At 62.2% G+C, this 19490-nt stretch carries 19 protein-coding genes; 8 read left to right on the top strand and 11 right to left on the bottom strand.

The annotated features are described in order from the left end of the window. Positions 1 to 22: 22 nt before the first annotated feature. Positions 23 to 1423, bottom strand: coding sequence for a TldD/PmbA family protein (locus ACB028_RS02955; protein ID WP_371143455.1), 1401 nt, complete (start codon positions 1421 to 1423; stop codon positions 23 to 25). A gap of 188 nt (positions 1424 to 1611) precedes the next feature. Then, positions 1612 to 2130 (bottom strand): flavodoxin FldB, encoded by a 519-nt coding sequence (gene fldB, locus ACB028_RS02950; protein ID WP_042025718.1) that lies wholly within the window; start codon positions 2128 to 2130, stop codon positions 1612 to 1614. 181 nt (positions 2131 to 2311) lie between these two features. On the opposite strand from fldB, the gene xerD reads away from it, so the two are divergent. Then, entirely contained in the window at positions 2312 to 3211 is a 900-nt protein-coding gene (gene xerD, locus ACB028_RS02945; protein WP_042025717.1) for a site-specific tyrosine recombinase XerD, read from the top strand. Here xerD and ACB028_RS02940 read toward each other — a convergent pair. Both ACB028_RS02940 and mscL read right to left on the bottom strand, forming a co-directional pair. Next, entirely contained in the window at positions 3208 to 4746 is a 1539-nt protein-coding gene (locus tag ACB028_RS02940; protein ID WP_371143454.1) for a diguanylate cyclase, read from the bottom strand. The two genes, xerD and ACB028_RS02940, sit on opposite strands and share 4 nt — an antisense overlap. A 167-nt stretch (positions 4747 to 4913) precedes the next feature. Further along, positions 4914 to 5327, bottom strand: coding sequence for a large-conductance mechanosensitive channel protein MscL (gene mscL / locus ACB028_RS02935; protein WP_026458293.1), 414 nt, complete (start codon positions 5325 to 5327; stop codon positions 4914 to 4916). Positions 5328 to 5596: 269 nt separating this feature from the next. On the opposite strand from mscL, the gene ACB028_RS02930 reads away from it, so the two are divergent. The 4 genes from ACB028_RS02930 to ACB028_RS02915 all read left to right on the top strand — a co-directional run bounded on the left by ACB028_RS02930 (position 5597) and on the right by ACB028_RS02915 (position 9858). Next, positions 5597 to 6295, top strand: coding sequence for a disulfide isomerase DsbC N-terminal domain-containing protein (locus ACB028_RS02930; RefSeq protein WP_371143453.1), 699 nt, complete (start codon positions 5597 to 5599; stop codon positions 6293 to 6295). Further along, complete coding sequence (recJ, locus tag ACB028_RS02925; RefSeq protein WP_371143452.1) at positions 6261 to 7991, top strand: single-stranded-DNA-specific exonuclease RecJ; 1731 nt, start codon at positions 6261 to 6263, stop codon at positions 7989 to 7991. Before ACB028_RS02930 ends, recJ begins: the two co-directional genes overlap by 35 nt. A 150-nt stretch (positions 7992 to 8141) precedes the next feature. Continuing rightward, on the top strand, positions 8142 to 9323 hold the full coding sequence (locus ACB028_RS02920; protein ID WP_371143451.1) for a MerR family transcriptional regulator: 1182 nt from the start codon (positions 8142 to 8144) through the stop codon (positions 9321 to 9323). A gap of 31 nt (positions 9324 to 9354) precedes the next feature. After that, positions 9355 to 9858: a GNAT family N-acetyltransferase gene (locus ACB028_RS02915; protein WP_371143450.1), complete on the top strand. Its 504-nt coding sequence runs from the start codon at positions 9355 to 9357 to the stop codon at positions 9856 to 9858. Between the two features lie 93 nt (positions 9859 to 9951). Here ACB028_RS02915 and lnt read toward each other — a convergent pair whose 3' ends face one another. The 5 genes from lnt to miaB form a co-directional block, all read right to left on the bottom strand. Then, positions 9952 to 11496: an apolipoprotein N-acyltransferase gene (lnt, locus tag ACB028_RS02910; RefSeq protein ID WP_371143449.1), complete on the bottom strand. Its 1545-nt coding sequence runs from the start codon at positions 11494 to 11496 to the stop codon at positions 9952 to 9954. Positions 11497 to 11628: 132 nt separating this feature from the next. Next, positions 11629 to 12513: a CNNM family magnesium/cobalt transport protein CorC gene (gene corC, locus ACB028_RS02905; protein ID WP_026455931.1), complete on the bottom strand. Its 885-nt coding sequence runs from the start codon at positions 12511 to 12513 to the stop codon at positions 11629 to 11631. A 99-nt stretch (positions 12514 to 12612) separates the two neighbouring features. Next, on the bottom strand, positions 12613 to 13077 hold the full coding sequence (gene ybeY / locus ACB028_RS02900; protein WP_371143448.1) for an rRNA maturation RNase YbeY: 465 nt from the start codon (positions 13075 to 13077) through the stop codon (positions 12613 to 12615). Continuing rightward, a complete protein-coding gene (locus ACB028_RS02895) occupies positions 13074 to 14117 on the bottom strand; it encodes a PhoH family protein (protein ID WP_371143447.1) in 1044 nt (347 codons plus the stop codon). The genes ybeY and ACB028_RS02895 overlap by 4 nt, the downstream gene beginning before the upstream one ends. Positions 14118 to 14172: 55 nt before the next feature. Further along, entirely contained in the window at positions 14173 to 15606 is a 1434-nt protein-coding gene (gene miaB, locus ACB028_RS02890) for a tRNA (N6-isopentenyl adenosine(37)-C2)-methylthiotransferase MiaB (protein ID WP_042025709.1), read from the bottom strand. A gap of 263 nt (positions 15607 to 15869) precedes the next feature. On the opposite strand from miaB, the gene ACB028_RS02885 reads away from it, so the two are divergent. Then, on the top strand, positions 15870 to 17033 hold the full coding sequence (locus ACB028_RS02885) for an FAD-dependent monooxygenase (protein ID WP_371143446.1): 1164 nt from the start codon (positions 15870 to 15872) through the stop codon (positions 17031 to 17033). A gap of 115 nt (positions 17034 to 17148) precedes the next feature. Here the strand turns inward: ACB028_RS02885 and ACB028_RS02880 are convergent, their stop codons facing one another. Further along, positions 17149 to 17376 carry a DUF333 domain-containing protein gene (locus tag ACB028_RS02880; protein ID WP_026455936.1) on the bottom strand — a complete coding sequence of 76 codons (228 nt, stop codon included), beginning with the start codon at positions 17374 to 17376 and terminating at the stop codon, positions 17149 to 17151. Positions 17377 to 17460: 84 nt separating this feature from the next. Continuing rightward, positions 17461 to 18366 carry a LysR substrate-binding domain-containing protein gene (locus tag ACB028_RS02875; protein ID WP_042072318.1) on the bottom strand — a complete coding sequence of 302 codons (906 nt, stop codon included), beginning with the start codon at positions 18364 to 18366 and terminating at the stop codon, positions 17461 to 17463. Between the two features lie 111 nt (positions 18367 to 18477). On the opposite strand from ACB028_RS02875, the gene ACB028_RS02870 reads away from it, so the two are divergent. Further along, the gene (locus tag ACB028_RS02870) at positions 18478 to 18723 is read left to right on the top strand and encodes a hypothetical protein (protein WP_026455938.1); all 246 of its coding nucleotides are present in this window, start codon (positions 18478 to 18480) and stop codon (positions 18721 to 18723) included. Beyond that, entirely contained in the window at positions 18720 to 19370 is a 651-nt protein-coding gene (locus ACB028_RS02865; RefSeq protein WP_371143445.1) for an HAD-IA family hydrolase, read from the top strand. The genes ACB028_RS02870 and ACB028_RS02865 overlap by 4 nt, the downstream gene beginning before the upstream one ends. Positions 19371 to 19490: the final 120 nt, after the last annotated feature.

Here is a 19490-nt window from a genome sequence, read left to right as displayed (position 1 = left end):
AGGCGCTTAATGGTGTCATTCATCAGGCATTACCCCCCACCAGAATATTGTCTACTTTCAGGGCGGGCTGGCCGACCGAGGTGGGCACAGAGCCGGAGACGGAGCCGCACATGCCGGCGGCCAGCGCCAGATTGCGGCCCACCATGGAGATCTCTTTAAGCACCTGAGGGCCGGTGCCGATCAGGGTCGCCGACTTGAGCGGTCTGGTCACCTTGCCGTGCTCGATGAGGTAGGCCTCCTGCACGTTGAAGTTGAACTCGCCGGTACCCGGTTGCACCGAGCCGCCACCCATTTTTTTGGCATAAATGCCGTGCTCTACCGTGGCCAGCATCTCGTCCAGGCTGTAGTTGCCCGGCTCGATATAGGTGTTGCGCATGCGCGAGGTGGGGGCGAACTTGTAGGATTCGCGTCGCCCCGAGCCGGTGCGGGCGTAACCTGTCTTGAGCGAGCCCATCCTGTCCACCAGAAAGCCGGTCAGCACCCCATCCTTGATGAGCTGGGTGTGCTGGGTCGCCATTCCTTCATCATCGACGTTGATGGAGCCCCAGGCGTTGCCCTGCAAGCCTTCGTCCACCGCACTGACCGCGGGATTGGCGATCAGCTGGCCCATCTTGTCGTGGAACACCGAGGCCTTTTTGGCCACCGAGGTGGTCTCCAGCAGATGGCCGCACGCCTCGTGGAAGATGACGCCGCCAAAGCCGCTCTCCATGATGACCGGCAGGGTACCGCTCGGGCAGGGGGCGGCGCCCAGCTTCACCAGGGCCTGGCGAGTGGCGGTGAGGGCCAGCTCGCGGGGATCGATGCGCTCGGCGTGTTCCCAGCCCATCAGGGCGCCGGGGGCCTCGTAGCCCATGCTCTGCTCGCTCCCTTCCCGGGCGATGGTCTGGGCCATGATGCGGTTGTAGTGGCGACGATCGCTGACCTGCAACCCTTCGCTGTTGAGGATCTCCACCTCCTGCTCCCAGCCCAGCACGTTGCCGGAGAACTGGCTCACCTTGTCGCTCTCGGCGCGGACCGCGGCATCCATGGTGTGCAGATAGGCGATCTTCTGCTCCAGCAGCTTGTCCGCCGACAGGGGCAGGGCCACCGGATGGCGGTCGGTGAGACGGGTGAAATCGAAGGCGGTGGCGGTCACCACGGGGTCACGCCTGTCCTTGGCCGCCAGCAGGGTGACGATGCGCAGCAGCTCGTCACGGCTGGTCTGGTTGGTGTAGCCGTAGAGCACCTTGTGGCCGTAGCACAGGCGCACGCCGATGCCGAAATCGAGGCCACCGCTGATGTTCTCTATCTGGCTGGAGAGCAGGCTGAGCTGGCTGCGGCGCTTGCGCTCCACAAACAGCTCGGCAAAGTCGGCACCCAGCGCCAGGGCGTGATCGAGCACGTCGCGGGCGATGGCAGGGGCCAACAGGGAGAATGAGGTCATAGAATTTCCTTTTCTGATCTGTCCGTTTGCTTCCGGCGCCCTGCTTTGCTTGTTATGGGGCGTCAGACTCATTGTTACAGACCAGCACAAAAAAGTCGCTATAGCGTCATACGATGATACCGATTGAGAAAATCGGCGCGAGATATGCGCCCAAGCGGTCAGTACTCGGGCTGACCGCCGGGCATCAATCAGAGGAGTTCGTGGATTTCGGCCAGGATCTGGTCGACCCACTGCTCGATGCGGGAATCGGTCTGGTCGTACTGGTTTGCATCGTCGAGGGCCAGGCCGACGAAGTGGCGACCATCGTCGATCAGCGCCTTGGAGGCATCGAACTCGTACCCCTCGTTGGGCCAGTAACCCACCAGTTTGACCCCCTTGGGCACCAGCTGATCGTGCAGCATGCCGAGGGCATCCTGATACCACTCGCCGTAACCGAGCTGATCGCCAAGGCCAAACAGGGCCACGATGCGCCCCTCCAGCTCCAGATCGGCGATATCTTCCCAGCGGGACTCCCAGTCCTCCTGCAGCTCGCCAAAATCCCAGGTGGAGATGCCGAGGATCAGGATGTCGTAATCCTGCATGCGCACCAGGGGCACATCCTTGATGTTGTGGATGTCGACCAGCTCGGGGCCGATGAGGGCGCGGATCTTCTCGGCGGCCATCTCGGTGTAGCAGGTGGTGGAACCGTAAAACAGACCAATCTTCATCGCTCTTCTCTTGACTGCTGTGGGCTGCGCCATGTTGGCAACCTAAGGGGAGGGCGCCAGTCTAGCAGATTGCCGGGGCCCCTTCACTGCCCTCAGATATTGGCTGGCGGGCAAGCGGGCTTGCACGGGGGGCGAGCCCGCGCGCTACAATGGGCCATCTTTTTTCTGACTGCGGCGCATCATGAGCAAGCCTGACTCCCATCCCCTGATCGAACCTTTTCTCGACGCCCTCTGGCTCGAACGAGGGCTGTCTGACAACACGGTCAGCTCCTATCGCACCGACTTGGAAAAATTCGCCCTCTGGCTCGACGGGCAGGGCAGCTCCCTGCTGCTGGCGGGCATGGATGACATTCAGCACTATCTCGCTTGGCGGGTCGACAACCAGTTTGCGGCGAGCAGCACGGCTCGCTTTCTGTCGGCCCTGCGCCGTTTCTACCAGTATCTGAACCGGGAAAAATTGCGCAGTGACGATCCCACCGTGCTGCTGGAAGGGCCCAAGCTGCCCAAGAAGCTGCCGGCCGATCTGAGTGAAGCCGAGGTGGAGGCGCTGCTGCAGGCCCCGCTGGTGGACGATCCGCTGGAACTCAGAGACAAGGCGATGCTGGAGCTGCTTTACGCCACCGGGCTGCGGGTCTCCGAGCTGGTGGGGCTCACAGCCGAGCATGTCAGCCTGCGCCAGGGGCTGGTGCGGGTGGTGGGCAAGGGCAACAAGGAGCGGCTGGTACCCATGGGGGAAGAGGCTGTCTACTGGCTGGAGCGCTATTACCGGGAAGGGCGCGGTCTGCTGCTTGGCGGCACCAGCTCGGACGTGGTGTTTCCCTCCAAACGGGCCCAGATGATGACCCGACAGACCTTCTGGCACCGTATCAAGCTCTACGCCCTGCGCGCCGGCATCAACGGGGAGCTCTCCCCCCACACTCTGCGGCACGCCTTCGCCACCCATCTGCTCAATCATGGCGCCGACCTGCGGGTGGTGCAGATGCTGCTGGGCCATGCCGATCTCTCCACCACCCAGATCTACACCCATGTGGCCAATGAGCGGCTCAAGGCGCTGCACGGCGAGCATCACCCGCGCGCCTAGGCCAGATAGAGGCGGTTTTTCCCCTCCTGCTTGGCGCGATAGAGGGCGGCATCCGCTTGCGCCAGCACCTGGGCCGGCGGAGCATCCAGCGCCTCGGCAAGGCCGCCGCTGAAACGCACTTCGAGGGGGGGCTCGCGCCACTCCTGATCCACCATGGCTTGGCGCCACGCCTCCATCAGCTGGTGGGCCTGGGCCAGCTCTCCCTGCTCGAAGATGGCGACCATCTCTTCGCCGCCGAAGCGGCACAGGGTCGCCTGATCTTCCAGCAGTTGGCGGCCTATGGCGGCGGTGCGTCTCAACACGGCATCCCCGATGGGGTGGCCATATTCATCGTTGATCTGCTTGAAATTGTCGATGTCGATGATGGCAAGCACATAGGGAACGTGCTCCTGGTGCAGCCTGGCGAGCAGGCCGTCCATGTAGCGGCGGTTGTAGAGCCCGGTGAGGGCATCGCGCTGGGCCTTCTCGCTCTCGGCCTGCATCTGGTCGGAAATCATGGTGATCTCGTCCTCAAGCTCCTCGATACCCGGAATGCTGGGGATGGCGATGGGCTGCCCGGGCGGGGTAACCCGCAGCAGGCGCACCACCTGCACCAGCATGCTGATGGTATTTTCCAGGCGCTGGTGGAAGATGATGGCCACCAGTATGAACATGGCCAGGGAGAGGATCAGCCCCACCATCATGGTGGGCAGCAGCTCCTTGATAACGAAGGAGTTGCTGAACGGAAACACGGTAATGACCTGCCAGCTGGGGTTGTTGGTCAGGGTGTAGTAGGCGATCAACTCGTCATCCCCGGTCGTGAGGGTGCCATTTTGGCCCTTGATTCGGGGCAGCCAGGGCTCATCGAGCGGGGTGACATTCAGGAGCGGGTTGCTGTGTGCGATGATGAGCTGATGTTGGCGATCGTAGAGCAGATAAGCCATCTGTTTCCCGCCCTGCAGCATGCGGCCGATCCGGTCCGAGACTTTCGCCAGATCGACATCAATGCCGACCACGGCCACTACTTTGCCTTGCTGATTCAGTACTGCTCGCGACAGGGTGATCACCGGAATGTGCTGGACGCTGTCGAGATAGGGAGCGCTCCAGGTGTTGATCCCCGGGGTATGAATGGCAGCCTGATACCACTGCTGCTTGGCCATGGTTTGAGTCGAGGGGGTCGCCAGATGGTTGAAGTTGACCAGGGAGTTATCTCGCTGCACATAGTAGAGTCCCTTCAATAAGCTGCCCGAGCGGCTGAGTTGTTGCCACACCGAGTTGTGCCGCGCCTTCATCTCCGGCGGGAGCATACCGTCATAGGCGGCGAGATCGGCCGCCAGAATGTTGAGCTGCTCTTCGACCGAACTCAGCGCGTTGTCCCACTGCTGGGCCGTGCTGCTGCTGAAAAACTCCATGCGATCGCGCACGACATTCTGTTGTTTGATGGCAAACAGGTAGAAGCTGCTGGCTGTCATCAGCAACAGGGGCAGGGAGAGCAACAGCAAATAGCGCAGAATGAAACCATGTTTCGGTCTGGTCTTCACTGTCGGGGATGTCATGGCGATGACTCCTGTAGATTTTGCATGCATTCGATCATGATGTGGCGCAAGAGCCGCGAGTGTTTAGCCCCAGGCTGAATTGTGCCGTAGTCTACGGTGTTGTGGCCTAGTGTCAGCAAAAAAACCGCCGAAAGGCGGTTTTTTGTACACACGACAGGGGCGGGTGCTTATTTCTCCTGCCGGGCCTTGAGCAGATCGCGGATTTCGGCGAGCAGTTCCTGATCCTTGGTCGGGCCGGCCGGTGCCGCCGCGGCTTCCTCTTCCTGTTTGCGCTTGAGGGTATTGATCGCCTTCAGCCCCATGAAGATGGCGAAGGAGATGATCAGAAAGTCGATGATGGTCTGGAGAAACTTGCCATAGGCGATGACCACGGCCGGGGCCGATCCTTCCGCCGCCTTGAGAGTGATGGCCAGATCGCTGAAATCCACCCCTCCCAGGATCAGACCTATGGGTGGCATGATGACGTCGCCGACGAACGAGGAGACGATTTTGCCAAAGGCGGCCCCTATGATGATACCGACCGCCATGTCGATCACGTTGCCTCTGGATGCAAAGGCTTTGAACTCCTGGATAAGACTCATTATTTCCTCCGAAACCGAACAAGATAGAGTGTGGATCGTGTGGGCGATCCGCATCAGGAAAACGGAGGCCACGCCGCGTTGTTCCTGTCGTCTTCTCTAGCTTGCTGAGGTTGCATCTCCTTGGCAATCGGGGAATGCGGATTTTTTGGTGCCAAGGGAGTATTAATAATCAAGCAAATAACGGATTGAATAACAGGTGCCATCCATATTAGTGTGTTGGACTCAATCATTTATGCTGCAAGAGTAAAATGGTGAAGCATTTAATATCGATGGCAATGCTTCTATGCACATTTGCTGCCTATGCCGGGGTGAACCCGCAAACCCTGAAGGAGACGGTCTCCAGCCGGTTGGGGGTTCCCGTCTATCTGGTGGATCGTACCCCGATCCCCGGGCTCTACATGGTGGGCACCTCCCAGGGCGTGCTCTATAGCGATGCCAACGGAGACTATCTGGTGCAGGGGGTCATGCTGGACATGACCCGCGACATGAAAAACCTGACCCTCTCCGGCCTGCGTCATCAAAGGCGCATGGCGCTGGCGCAGATAGGTGAGCCCCCCATGCTGCTTCGGGCAACGAAAGAGACGCACCGGATCACCCTCTTTACCGATGACGCCTGTACCGATTGTCGCCGGGCGCTGGATCAACTGCCCCGCCTGCAGGAGTTGGGTGTCACGGTGCAACTGCTGCCGATCGTGTCGCCCGCCGGCGGGCAGGGCCGGAGCTCGCCGGAGCAGTGCGAGGCTGGCGCCTGGCGTCACCCCCAATTCAGTGAACATTTGCCAGTGGCGCGCTGTAGTGAGATCCTCTCCCACTATATCGGCCTGAGCCAGTGGCTCGGGATCAAGGCGCTGCCGAGCTGGGTCCTGCCAAACGGAGACCTGGTGCGCGGTTACCAGAGCCCTGAACAACTGCTCAAGATACTGGATCACATCGATGCCCCTGCAAATCCGTCGTCGTCCGCGAGTTGATGATTCCCATCTGCCCGCCACCCTTCATCCCTTGCTGCGGCAAATCTTCGCCAGCCGTGGGGTCGAAGACCCTGCCTTGCTGGAGCGCAGCGCCAATCAGCTGCTGCCACCCCGGCGCCTGTTCGGCATGGCGCAGGCGGTGCCGCTGCTGGCGGATGCCCTGGCCGCACAGAAGCGGATCCTCATCGTCGGTGACTTCGATTGCGACGGCGCCACCAGCTCGGCCCTGTGCGTGCTGGCCCTGCGCGCCATGGGTGGCCGCCACATCGATTTTCTGGTGCCCAACCGCTTCGAGTTCGGGTATGGGCTCACCCCGGAGATCGTCGAGCTGGCGGTGGCCCGCGGCGCCGAGTTCCTCATCACGGTGGACAACGGCATCTCCAGCATCGCCGGGGTGGCGGCAGCCAAGGCGGCCGGCATGCAGGTACTGGTTACCGATCACCATTTGCCGGGCCAGGAGCTGCCTGACGCCGACGCGATAGTGAACCCCAACCAGCATGGCTGCGACTTCCCCTCCAAGTCCCTGGCCGGGGTGGGGGTGGCCTTCTACCTGATGGCGGCCCTCAACACCCACCTCAAGCAGGCGGGCTGGTACGAGCGCCACGGCATCCCGGCCCCCAATGTGGCGGACTATCTGGATCTGGTAGCCCTCGGCACCGTCGCCGACGTGGTGGCGCTCGATGGCAACAACCGCATCCTGGTCCATCAGGGGCTGCAGCGGATCCGGGCCGGGCGCTGCCGCCCCGGCATTCAGGCGCTGGTGGACGTGTCGGGTCGGGATGGCCGCCGCCTCACCGCCGCCGATCTCGGCTTCGCGCTGGGGCCGCGCCTCAACGCGGTGGGCCGGCTCGATGACATGTCCCTCGGGGTCGCCTGCCTGTTGTGTGACGACCTCAACCTGGCGCGCCAGCTGGCGTCCGAGATGGACAGCCTCAACCAGGAGCGCAAGGAGATAGAGCAGGGGATGCAGCAGGAGGCCCTCGCCACCCTGGAGCAGATCCGTTTTCGCGATGGCGAAGTACCGTCGGGGATCGTATTGCATCGGGACGAGTGGCATCAGGGGGTGGTGGGGTTGGTGGCCTCCAAGGTGAAGGAGAAGTACTACCGCCCCGTCATCGCCTTTGCCGAGAGCAGCGAGACCGAGCTCAAGGGTTCCGGGCGCTCCATCCCCGGCGTGCACCTGCGCGATGCGTTGGAACTGCTCGATACCCGCCACCCGGGGCTGATGGGCAAGTTCGGTGGCCACGCCATGGCGGCGGGGCTGACCCTGCCCAAGGCCAATATCGAGGCGTTCGGTCGTGCTTTCGAAGCGGTCATCAGCGAGCTGGTGACGCCTGAGCTCTTGACCGGGGTGCTGCTCACCGATGGCGAGCTCTTGCCGGACGAGCTCAACCTCGAGCTGGCGGAGCTTATTCGCGCCTCAGGCCCCTGGGGTCAGGCCTTCCCCGAACCGCTGTTTGACGGCGAGTTCGTACTGGTGCAACAAAGGTTGGTGGGGGAGAAACACCTCAAGATGATGCTGACGACCGACTCTGGCCATGCGGTGGATGCCATCGCCTTCGGGGTCGATTTGCAGCGCTGGCCCGATGCCTCGGTCAAGCGGGTGCGGCTGGTCTACCGGCTCGATGTCAACGAGTGGCGAGGTAATCGCAGCGTGCAACTGCTGGTGGAGCATCTGGAGGCCGCCGGCCTCTGATCCCGTGAGTCTCTCTTGCTGCCGATAACGGTCACTCTGGGGTGGCCGTTTTTTTATGGAGTGAACCCGAATTTTGCCGTTGACCCGTCTATTGCTTCACGGTTTAAGCTTTCCTTCATCGGGTTACGGACCCCACTGCGAGTCGTTGTTATGAAAATATCCGAACTGGCCCGCCGCTGCGGTGTGGCCCGCTCCACACTGCTCTACTACGAGAAGTTGGGGGTGATTGCGGGAGTGAGAGCAGCCAACGGCTATCGCCACTACGACGAATCCGATCTGCAGCGTCTGCAGATGGTGCAGGCGCTGCAGGCGGGGGGGCTCAGCCTCAAGCAGTGCCTCGCTTGCCTGGCGGGGGAGATAGATCAGGAGGTATTGCAAGCCCGGGTCAGAGAGCTGGACGGCGAGCTGGCGCGGATGCAAAGAGCGCGGGATCTGCTGGCAGGCCTCGCTGGCTTGCGTACAGGCTCCGGCGACGAGTTCAAGGCCTGGCAGTTGCAACTGCAGCGTGAAGCGCCAGAGGCCTACTTCGACTGGGTGATGAAGCAGGGATTCAGTGAAAAGGAGCGCTACCACTTGCAATGGCTCAGCAAGGACATGAACGAGCATGATCGCTACATCCGGGATTTTAAACAGTTGCTGGATGGCATGAGCTATTGGGGACCGGGAGATCGCGCCTTCACCCAGCAGCAATTCGCCGCGCTGCCTATTCAACCGCGCCGGATCCTCGACATGGGCTGCGGGCGGGGCGCCTCTACCCTGGCTCTGGCCCAGGTGACGGACGCTGCCATCGTGGCCATTGACCTCGACGAGGAGGCGCTGGCCGCCTTGGCCAGATCGGCCAGCGCGGCTGGCTTTGAGCAGGTCACTACCCTGTGCGCCAACATGGCGGCACTGCCGGTAGAGCTGCCTGCGGCGGACCTTATCTGGGCGGAGGGGAGCGCCTACGTCATGGGGGTGCCCGATGCGTTGAAAGCGTGGCATGCGCTGCTGTCATGCCCCGATGCCTGCATAGTGCTGAGCGAGCTGGTGTGGCTGACCGACATGCCGCCAGAGGAGGCGCTGGTGTTCTGGCAGCAAGAGTATCCGGCGATGCAGAGCTTGCCCGCTTTGCTCGAAACAGTGCGAGCGGCCGGTTATCGCTGCCTCTCCCATACCCTGTTGCCCATGGTTGCCTGGCACAACTATTTGAATCCCATCGAGCGCAATCTGGCGCGCCATCGCGCCGAGCTGGGGGATAGCCCAGCCTGGCAGGATCTGAGCCGGGAAGTGGCCATCCACCGCCAGTACCTGGGCAGCTATGGTTATGTGATCTGTTGCCTGCAGGTGGCCTGATCATCCCATCAAGCGAGAGAGAAAGAACAACATGAACATACTTATTCGACCCGAAACGGGCGCCGATCATGACGCCATCGAAGCGGTGACCGTGGCCGCATTCCTCAAGGCCCCCCATACCGATCACAACGAGCAGCTGATCGTGCGCGACCTGCGCCAGGCCGGGGCACTCAGTCTGTCGTTGGTGGCGGAGCAGGCGGGGCGGGTGGTCGGCCACCTCTGCTTCTCGCCGGTGACCATCACGGATGGCAGCAAGAACTGGTTTGGCCTTGGTCCCATCTCGGTACTGCCCGAGCTGCATGGCAAGGGGATAGGGTCACACCTGATGGCGGAAGGGCTGGCCGCTCTCGAGGAACAAGGTGCGGACGGTTGTGTAGTGCTGGGGGATCCTGGCTTCTACGGCCGCTTTAGCTTTGAGCAGAACTCGGCGTTGCTGCTACCCGGTGTGCCACCCGAGTACTTTATGGCCAGGTCGTTTGGTGCAACCAGTGCCCGTGGTGAGGTGAGCTACCACCCGGCTTTCAATCAGGGATAACAAGACAGAATTGCGGTCAGCGGCCGCCGTGTCTGGATAAAAAATGAGGCGCCTTATGGCGCCTCTTGTCTATGGTACTTCCTTCACGCGGGATCAGCGCTTGCCAGCCCAGGGGTGAGCCTTGGGGCGCAGCGCCAGTGCCAGCACCAGCAGCAGGGCGGTCAGGCCGTACAGGGGCCAGTTACCAAAGCGCAGGTAGGGGGTCTCGCCGTGGGCGGGGCGCACTTCGCTGCGCAGCACCGCCGCCTCGAACTGCGGGATCTGGCCGATGATGCTGCCGTCGATCTCGGTGACGACCGTGATGCCGGTGTTGGTGGCGCGCAGCAGCGGGCGCGCCAATTCGAGGGCGCGCATCCGGGCGATCTGCATATGCTGCCAGGGACCGATACTGGTGCCAAACCAGGCGTCGTTGGAGACGGTCAGCAGGAAGTCGGTCTCTGGCGTGACATTGCGGCGCACCTCTTCCGGAAAGATGATCTCGTAGCAGATGGCCGCGGCAAACTTGAGCCCCTTGGCGATCAGGTTGGGCTGGATTGCATCGCCCCGGCTGAAGGAGGACATGGGCAGATTGAAGAAGGGGGCGATGGGGCGCAGCAGATCTTCAAACGGCACGAACTCGCCGATGGGCAGCAGGTGATACTTGTTGTAGCGATTCGGGTGGTTGTAGAAATAGGACTCCTTGCCGTCCGCATCCTGAACTCCCATGCCGAGCACGGTATTGTAGAAGCGCTGCTGCTCCTGGTCGTAATGAATGATACCCGCCAGCAGGCCGGTCTCGTTTACCTTCATCGCCTTGTCCAGATTCTCCAGATAGGGGCCCATCTGCTGCTCGAGGGCCGGGATCGCCGACTCCGGCCAGACGATGATGTCGGCATCCTGATTCTCGCGACTGAGATCCTGATAGGTGCGCACCGTGGGGGCCAGCGCCTCCGGATCCCACTTGAGGGACTGGGCGATATTGCCCTGCACCAAAGCCACCTTGACCGGCTCGCCCCGGGTGACCCAATCAATCTGCATCAGGCTGTGACCACCGGCCACCAGGGCGGCGGGCAGCAACAGCCAGAAGGGAGAGCGGGACTTCCACACCATCCAGAGGGCGGAGCTGGCGAGCAGCAGCGCGAGCGTGATGCCCTGTACCCCCAGAACGGGGGCGAAGCCCTTGAGCGGGCCGTCGATCTGGGTGTAGCCGAACCAGAGCCAGGGGAAGCCCGTCATCACCCAGCCGCGCAGCCAGTCTGCTACCAGCCAGAGTGCCGGGAAGGCGAGCAGCCAGCGGCTCCAGTGACGGCCGCCAAAGAAGCGGGCGAAGACCCAGCAGGCCAGCGCCGGATAGAGCGCCAGATAGGCGGAGAGCAGGGCCAGCAGCACGAAGGCGACCGGCAGTATGATGCCGCCAAATTCCGTCATGCTGACGTGGATCCACCACAGCCCCGGCAGAAACAGCCCCATGGCGTAGCCAAAACCGCGCCAGGCCGCCTGCCTGGGGGTTGCCTTGTCCAGCAGGGCATAAAGGCCGAGCAGGGAGGGGATCACCAGCGGCCAGTAGTTGAAGGGAGAGAAGGCGAAGACGGCGCAGGCTCCGGCTGCCAGGGCACTGATACTTAACAGGATTTTGGATGTCACGGGTGATGTTTTCACGGGTGATGGATGCTCGTCTTGGGCTGCTGGGTTGAATGGGCGGTATCTTACCCCGTAAGGCGGGTGACCGCGAGCCTGCAGATAGCACAACGCCCCGTGATCGGGGCGTTGTTGGTATCATCCAAAGCGGCGTTATTGCGGCTCTGATTGGGCCACCGCGTGGTTCTCCGGGATCTTCACCTGCAGTTGCTGCAAACGGCGCCGATCGGCGTGCATCACCTTGAACAGGTAGCCATCCAGCTCGATCTCCTCACCCTTCTTGGGCAGGTGGCTGAAGGCGTGCATCACCAGACCGCCCACCGTATCCACCTCTTCATCGCTGAACTTGGTGCCGAAGAAGTCGTTGAAATCCTCGATCTCGGTGAGGGCGCTGATGGAGAAGACCCGCTTGCTGAGACGACGGATCTCTTCGGGCTCGTCCTCGATATCGTCAAACTCGTCGTCGATCTCGCCGACGATGAGCTCCAGTATGTCTTCAATGGTCACCAGACCGGAGACGCCACCAAACTCGTCGACCACGATAGCCATGTGGTAGCGCTCTTCGCGAAACTCCTTGAGCAGGCGGTCGACCCGTTTGCTCTCGGGCACGATCACGGTGGGGCGCAGAATGTTCTCGAGCTGCAGCGGCTCCTTGGCCAGATCGCCGCCGAAACCGAATGGCAGCAGATCCTTGGCGAGCAGTATGCCCTCGACGTGATCCTTGTCTTCGTTGATCACCGGGAAGCGGGAGTGGCCGGATTCGATGATCACCGGCAGGATCTCGTCCACCGGCTGGGATTTCTCGATGGTCACCATCTGGGAGCGGGGGATCATGATGTCGCGTACGCGCAGATCGGCGATCTCCAGCACCCCTTCGATCATGTCCTTGGTGTCCTGATCGATGAGGTCGCGCTCTTCGGCATCGGCTATCACGTCTACCAAATCATTGCGGTCTTTTGGCTCGCCCTGGAAGAGTTGGCTGAGTTTGTCGAGCCAGGTTTTCTTCGGCGAGCCGGTACTAGGGTGATCGTCGGTCATTTTTTCTCTTGGTTACTCATTGAAGATACTGATGTTTTGTCTTTGCTATATGAGGATGGCCAACATCCGTTTCAAGCTGCCGGCCCGCCCCTTTCGCCATTACACTTCGTCGTTCAGATAAGGGTCGGAATAGCCGAGTTCCTGCATGATGTCGCGCTCGAGCTGCTCCATCTCTTCGGCTTCCTCATCCTCGATATGGTCATAACCTAGCAGATGCAGACTGCCGTGCACAACCATGTGCGCCCAGTGGGCCTCCAGCGGCTTGCCCTGTTCGCTGGCCTCACGCTCCACCACCTGGCGGCAGATGACGAGATCGCCGAGCAGCGGCAGCTCGAGGCCAGGGGGCGCTTCGAACGGGAAGGAGAGCACATTGGTGGGCTTGTCCTTGCCGCGATAGGTGAGGTTGAGCTCGTTGCTCTCCGCCTCGTCGACGATGCGTACCGTTACCTCGGCCTCGGTCTGAAAGCCGAGGATAGTGCCATCGAGCCAGCCCTGCAGCTGGGCTTCGCTCGGCAGCCCCTCGGTGCTGGCACTGGCCAGTTGCAGATCCAGGGTCACGCTCATTGTTCGTTCTCCTTGCGGGTGTTTGCCGCGTTTTTCTCGGCTGCCTGAGCGGCATCGAACGCCTCGTAGGCTTGCACGATGCGGGCCACTACCGGGTGGCGCACCACGTCGGTGGACTGGAAGAAGTTGAAGGAGAGGCCGTCGACATTCTGCAGCACTTCCAGGGCATGGCGCAGGCCGGACTTGGCGTTGCGCGGCAGGTCGATCTGGGTGATGTCGCCGGTGACCACCGCTTTGGAGTTGAAGCCGATGCGGGTCAGGAACATCTTCATCTGTTCCGTGGTGGTGTTCTGGGCTTCATCCAGGATGATGAAGGCATCGTTGAGGGTGCGACCGCGCATATAGGCGAGCGGCGCCACTTCGATGATGTTGCGCTCCATCAGCTTCTCCACCCGCTCGAAACCCAGCATCTCGAACAGGGCGTCGTAGAGCGGGCGCAGGTAGGGGTCCACCTTTTGGGAGAGATCGCCGGGCAGGAAGCCGAGCTTCTCACCCGCTTCCACCGCCGGACGGGTCAGCAGAATGCGACGGATCTCCTGGCGCTCCAGGGCATCCACCGCCGCCGCTACCGCCAGATAGGTCTTGCCGGTACCGGCCGGACCAATGCCGAAGCAGATGTCGTGGCGCACGATATTGGCGATGTACTGGGCCTGGTTGGGGCTGCGTGGCTTGATGAGGCCGCGCTTGGTCTTGACCGTCACCTCCTTGCCATAGGGGATGCTCGGCGTCGGCTCGTCATCCTGCTCCAGCACCCGCGACTCCAGAATGGCCAGATGAACCATGTCGGGGGTGATGTCGGTCACCTTGCCCCCCTTGAGGGGCTGGGTCTCGACGTAGAGGTGCTTGATGATGACGGCAACTGCATCCACCTGGGCCTGCTTGCCCAGTAGCTGGAAGTGGTTGTCGCGGTAGCTGATCTCGATGCCGAGGCGGCGCTCCAGCTGCTTGAGGTTGTCATCGAAGGGGCCGCAGAGGCTGGCGAGGCGCTGGTTGTCGGCTGGCTCCAGATGCAGATTCAGGGTCGAGATGTGTCGGCTCACGGTATCCTCGTCTCAAGGCGCTCCCCCTGCGCCCGGGCACAGGGGGAGGAGGGGATTAATGGGGAGTGAAGGCGGCAACGCCCAGCTCGTCCGGCACGTTGTCGGGACGACGGGCCAGGATCTCGCTCGGGGCGGTGGCGATGCGCAGGTTCATCTCGCTCTCGCCGCGGATAAAGGTGCCGCGCAAGGAGTTGGGCAGCACCTCGGTGATCTCCACGTCGGCAAAGCCGCCGATCAGGGTGTGTGGGCCTTCGAAGTTGACCACCCGGTTGTTCTCGGTGCGACCGCACAGCTCCATGGGGTTGAGCTTGGAGGGCCCCTCCACCAGGATGCGCTGGGTGGTGCCCAGCATGGCGCGGCCAATCTGCATCGCCTGGTTGTTGATGGCGTGCTGCAGGCGGGACAGACGGGCTTTTTTCACCTCCATGTCGACGTCGTCGGGCATGTCGGCGGCCGGAGTGCCGGGGCGCGGGCTGTAGATGAAGCTGAAGCTCATGTCGAAACCGACATCCTCGATCAGCTTCATGGTGGCCTCGAAATCCTCATCCGTCTCGTTCGGGAAGCCGACGATGAAGTCGGAACTGATGGTGATGTCGGGACGGGCGGCGCGCAGGCGGCGGATCTTGGACTTGTACTCCAGCACTGTATGCGGGCGCTTCATCATGGTCAGGATGCGATCAGAGCCGCTCTGCACCGGCAGGTGCAGGAAGCTGACCACTTCCGGCGTGTCCTTGTAGACCTCGATGATGTCGTCGGTGAACTCGATGGGGTGGCTGGTGGTGTAGCGTACGCGGTCGATGCCGTCGATGGCCGCCACCAGGCGCAACAGCTCGGCGAAGGTGCAGATGCCGCCATCGAAGGTGGCGCCGCGATAGGCGTTGACGTTCTGGCCGAGCAGGTTCACCTCGCGCACGCCCTGCTGGGCGAGCTGGGCGATTTCGTAGAGCACGTCATCCATTGGCCGGCTCACCTCTTCACCACGGGTGTAGGGCACTACGCAGAAGGAGCAGTACTTGGAGCAGCCTTCCATGATGGAGACAAAGGCGGTGGCCCCTTCGGCGCGCGGCTCGGGCAGGCGGTCGAACTTCTCGATTTCGGGGAAGCTGACGTCCACCTGGGCGCCACGGCCCTCCTGAACCTGTTTGATCATCACCGGCAGGCGGTGCAGGGTCTGCGGACCAAACACGATATCCACGTAGGGGGCGCGGCTGCGAATGGCGTCGCCCTCCTGAGAGGCAACGCAGCCACCCACACCGATCACCAGATCGGGCTTGCTTGCCTTGAGCTTCTTCCAGCGCCCCAGCTGGTGGAACACTTTTTCCTGCGCCTTTTCGCGAATGGAACAGGTGTTCAGCAGCAAGACGTCTGCCTCTTCGGGCTCTTCGGTCAGCGTGTAGCCATTGCTGGCATCCAACAGGTCAGCCATCTTGGACGAGTCATACTCGTTCATCTGGCAACCCCAGGTTTTAATGTGAAGTTTCTTGCTCATTGCTTCTCTTGACTGGTTTTGAAATCGGCATGGTCAAAGGACCGCGCATTTTACTCCGCAATCGGGGTGCTGACCAGTTAATATCCAGTCGCCATGGCGGCCAGCGAGCCTCTTGTTCAATCGAGGGTGTATCTATTTCCCCTTGATTTGACACGGCAATTCTCCGTTTGCCTCACTGTTTCCGGCGCGTCCTTGCGTTATGATGCCCCCATCAGGTTCAGGCCCGCGTCATCGTCGGGCCACCCCTCTTCAGGAACAACGTTATGGAACACTGTGATATTGCCATCGTCGGTGCCGGCATGGTGGGCGCCGCCACCGCCTGCTTGCTGGCGGCCCAGGGCCTCTCGGTGCGGGTCATCGAGACCCGGCTGCCGGAATCCTACGACCCGGCGCAGCCGCTGGATCTGCGGGTCTCCGCCATCAGCCAGGCCTCGGTGGAACTGCTGGAGCAGGCCGGCGCCTGGCAATACCTGCAGCAGATGCGGCTGTGCCCCTATCGCCGGCTGGAGACCTGGGAGCTGGACGGCTTTGCCACCCGCTTCAACGCGGCCGACCTCGGCCTGCCCCAGCTGGGCTACATCATCGAAAACCGGCTGGTGCAGTTGGCGCTGCTCAAACGGATGGAGGATTTTCCCAATATCCAGACCCATACCCCGGCGGCGGTGCTGAGCCTGCGCCAGAGTACCGACGATGTGATGCTGCAGCTGGACGATGAAACGATGCTCTCGGCGCGCTGGGTGCTGGCCTGTGACGGCGCGGAATCCCATACCCGCAAACTGGCCGGCATCGGCGTGTCGCGATTCGAGTATCGCCAGCACTGCATGCTGATCAATATCGATACCGAGTTCGCGCAAGAGGACATCACCTGGCAGCAGTTTACCCCGAGCGGTCCGCGCGCTTTCTTGCCGCTGCCCGGCCGGCATGGCTCCCTGGTATGGTATGACAGCCCGGCCCGCATCCGGGCGCTGGCCGCCATGAGCAACGAGGCGCTGGCCACCGAGGTGCGTCGCCACTTCCCCGCTCGTCTCGGTGGTTTCACCGTAATGGCTAAGGGGAGTTTCCCGCTGGTGCGTCGCCACGCCAACGACTATCACGCCGGGCGGGTGGTGTTGCTCGGCGATGCTGCCCATACCATCAACCCGCTGGCGGGGCAGGGGGTCAACCTCGGCTTCAAGGATGTGGCCTGCTGGGCGGATCTGCTGCACAGCGCCGGTGCCGAGTGGCACAAGCCCGAGTTGGCGACCCGTTATGAAAGGCGCCGACGTCCGGACAATCTATTGATGCAGTCAGGGATGGATCTCTTCTACGGGGCATTCAGCAACGACATAGGGCCACTCAAGCTGGCCCGCAATCTGGCCCTCAATGTGGCGGACAAGGCGGGGCCGCTCAAGGAGATGGCGCTGCGCTACGCCCTGGGCCTGGTCTGAGACAGATTGGCAATAGATAGGTTGGGGCTGTTATCGCCCACATGGCCACAACGACAAGGGGGTCGGTTCTGGTGAACCGACCCCCTTGTGTATCATGCCTGTTGTTGCTGCAAGATTACGGATGAGCCGCGCGATAGAGGGTCCACTCTTCGACCACCTGGCCATCCGGCAGATGGCAGTATCCCACGGCGCCATCGGCTTCCTGCTTGATGATGACCTTGCCTCCCTGCTCGCCGCAGTAGACCGAGGCCGGATTGGCCATGCCGACCGGGGCAGGCGCTTTCTCGGTGGCGCAGCCGGCCAGCAGCAGAACGGGTAGTAGCGCAATAACCGTTTTTATCATGTTGATCTCCCTTCATATGTTGACTGGGTACTTGCTGCCCCATCTTATGCCTCTCTCATTGGCAAGGCAAAAGATGAGTCCGGCTTATCGTTTGGTCGCGGGGCAGACAGTCGGGTGAGCCTCCAGGACCAGTTGCAGGAAGCGATCCCGGATGGGATCGGCAAATTCCGGGTTCCACACCAGACTGATTTCCCACTCTGAATAGGGACCCGAGAGGGGGTAGAGGGTCACATCTGGGCCTGCGATGAAGCTGACGCTGCGCGGCAGTATGGCGTTGCCTATGCCGGCGGAGACCAGGGCGACCAGGGTCTGGACATCTTCCGTCTCCTGGATCATGCCGGTCAGCCGGTTGGCGCCGAGGAAACCGGCGATCTGCTGGCTAAGGCCGGGGCAGCGATGGCCGACCATCTGCAACAACGGCTGGCTGGTCAGAGCCTGTTCGACGTCGAAATTGGCCGGATCCGATCCCGTGACTTGGGTGGGAACGGCCAGCACCAACCGGTCGGTCAACAACCTGTGCTCCTGCAGTTGCGGCGCCTGGGGCCGACGCATGAAGCCCAGCTGCAGTTGGCCACAGAGCAGCTGTTCGTGCTGGATGGCGGAAGGCATGTCTTGCAGATGGACCATCACCTCGGGAACCAGCTGCCTGAAGCGGGCCACCAGCGAGGGGGCCAGCGCGAAGCTCGACAGTCCGAAACCTATCTTGAGCCGCCCGGCGATGCCGCTCGCCAGCGCCAGGGCATGGCGCTCGAATCCCTTGCCGTGTTCGACCAGGGCGTTGGCCTGGGTAAGCAATTGGGCGCCAAGGGAGGTCAGCTCGGCGCCGTGCCTGCCCCGGTGAAACAGGGTGCAGCCAAGGGCCTGTTCCAGCCCTTGGATCTGCTTGGTGAGGGCCGGCTGGGTGATGAAGAGCCGGTTGGCGGCCTCCCGGTAGTTGGCGGTCTTTGCCAGCATCACGAAAGCCTGCAGTTGCCTCAAGTCGAATTTCATTCCAGTTGGTTATCCAATGTGGCGATTTATTGATTATAAATTATCACACCTCCTTGTTGTAATGGATGTGCGGCGGGCCTGTTGCCCGTCCGGCACACAAGGAGTCACGCCATGTCTAGCGAACGCTATCTGTTCTTAATCAAGGGATCCCTGGTGATGGCACAGCCACTGGCTGCCCCCGAAACGGGAGAGCTCTTGACGAGTCTGCTGCAACAGGGTTTTGCGGTTGGTCCCCTGCAGGTCTGGGCAAGCAACGCCGAGCAGGCCCTCGCCTGCTATGAGCGAGCCGCCCAGCAGCGGGCCTTCGGCGATATCCTGGCGGGGGCCGAACCCGCCGTGGCAGGCGTTTTGTCATGAGCAGGCTAACCCTGCGGGCCGCTGCCCTGCTGCTGGACATGGATGGCACCCTGGTGCACTCCACCGGTGAGGTAGAGACGGTGTGGCGGCTCTGGTGCCGCCGCCACCGGCTGGCTCCCGAACCCGTATTGGCCATCTGTCACGGGGTGCGCTCGCGGGAGGTGATCCGCACCCTGACCCCGCAGCTGGACCTGGCGCAGGAGGTGGCCCTGCTCGACGAGTTGGAGATCCATCACACCGGCCAGGCTGAGGCCCTTTCCGGCGCCCGTACCCTGCTGGCAAGCCTGCCGACTGAGCGCTGGGCGCTGGTGACCTCGGCCAGCCAGCGGGTGGCCCGTCATCGGCTGCTGAGCGCCGGCTTGGCGTTGCCCACCCTGCTGGTGGGGGCTGACGATGTGGTAAACGGCAAACCGGATCCCGAGCCCTATCTGCTTGCGGCAGAGCGGCTGGGAGTGGCGGCCGCCGATTGCCTGGTATTTGAGGATGCACCGGCTGGCATCACCAGTGCCCTGCGGGCCGGTTGCACCGTGGTACAGGTGGGAGGCAGACAGCGGCTGGATCCCGGCGTCAGTGCGCTGATCCAGGATTGGCGTCAGGTGAGCATGGTGGAGGCAGATGACGGCCTGCAGCTGAGGTTGTTGACCTGAGCGGTCATAAAACCCTCGGCGAACGGGGCGGGCAGAAGGGTAGCCTGTTGAGGGATGGCTGTCCGCGGTGTGGGAGACTTTGTCACCCTGTTGTTTGGATGGAGTTCCTGATGTCGGCCA

This window comes from Aeromonas sp. S9(2024) (assembly GCF_041403185.1).
Lineage (GTDB): Bacteria > Pseudomonadota > Gammaproteobacteria > Enterobacterales > Aeromonadaceae > Aeromonas > Aeromonas enteropelogenes.
The sequence above is the reverse complement of the archived record's forward strand: the minus strand, read 5'-3'. Positions and strand labels throughout refer to the sequence as shown.

Bases quoted from the DNA above. Each gene is read 5' to 3' on its own strand.
- ybeY (WP_371143448.1), bottom strand. From the start codon at position 13,077: ATGAGCGTGACCCTGGATCTGCAACTGGCCAGTGCCAGCACCGAGGGG.
- ACB028_RS02920 (WP_371143451.1), top strand. From the start codon at position 8,142: ATGAAAATATCCGAACTGGCCCGCCGCTGCGGTGTGGCCCGCTCCACA.
- ACB028_RS02870 (WP_026455938.1), top strand. From the start codon at position 18,478: ATGTCTAGCGAACGCTATCTGTTCTTAATCAAGGGATCCCTGGTGATG.
- fldB (WP_042025718.1), bottom strand. From the start codon at position 2,130: ATGAAGATTGGTCTGTTTTACGGTTCCACCACCTGCTACACCGAGATG.
- ACB028_RS02940 (WP_371143454.1), bottom strand. From the start codon at position 4,746: ATGACATCCCCGACAGTGAAGACCAGACCGAAACATGGTTTCATTCTG.
- ACB028_RS02865 (WP_371143445.1), top strand. From the start codon at position 18,720: ATGAGCAGGCTAACCCTGCGGGCCGCTGCCCTGCTGCTGGACATGGAT.
- ACB028_RS02955 (WP_371143455.1), bottom strand. From the start codon at position 1,423: ATGACCTCATTCTCCCTGTTGGCCCCTGCCATCGCCCGCGACGTGCTC.
- ACB028_RS02875 (WP_042072318.1), bottom strand. From the start codon at position 18,366: ATGAAATTCGACTTGAGGCAACTGCAGGCTTTCGTGATGCTGGCAAAG.
- ACB028_RS02880 (WP_026455936.1), bottom strand. From the start codon at position 17,376: ATGATAAAAACGGTTATTGCGCTACTACCCGTTCTGCTGCTGGCCGGC.
- recJ (WP_371143452.1), top strand. From the start codon at position 6,261: ATGCCCCTGCAAATCCGTCGTCGTCCGCGAGTTGATGATTCCCATCTG.
- ACB028_RS02885 (WP_371143446.1), top strand. From the start codon at position 15,870: ATGGAACACTGTGATATTGCCATCGTCGGTGCCGGCATGGTGGGCGCC.
- mscL (WP_026458293.1), bottom strand. From the start codon at position 5,327: ATGAGTCTTATCCAGGAGTTCAAAGCCTTTGCATCCAGAGGCAACGTG.
- xerD (WP_042025717.1), top strand. From the start codon at position 2,312: ATGAGCAAGCCTGACTCCCATCCCCTGATCGAACCTTTTCTCGACGCC.
- miaB (WP_042025709.1), bottom strand. From the start codon at position 15,606: ATGAGCAAGAAACTTCACATTAAAACCTGGGGTTGCCAGATGAACGAG.
- corC (WP_026455931.1), bottom strand. From the start codon at position 12,513: ATGACCGACGATCACCCTAGTACCGGCTCGCCGAAGAAAACCTGGCTC.
- ACB028_RS02930 (WP_371143453.1), top strand. From the start codon at position 5,597: ATGGCAATGCTTCTATGCACATTTGCTGCCTATGCCGGGGTGAACCCG.
- ACB028_RS02915 (WP_371143450.1), top strand. From the start codon at position 9,355: ATGAACATACTTATTCGACCCGAAACGGGCGCCGATCATGACGCCATC.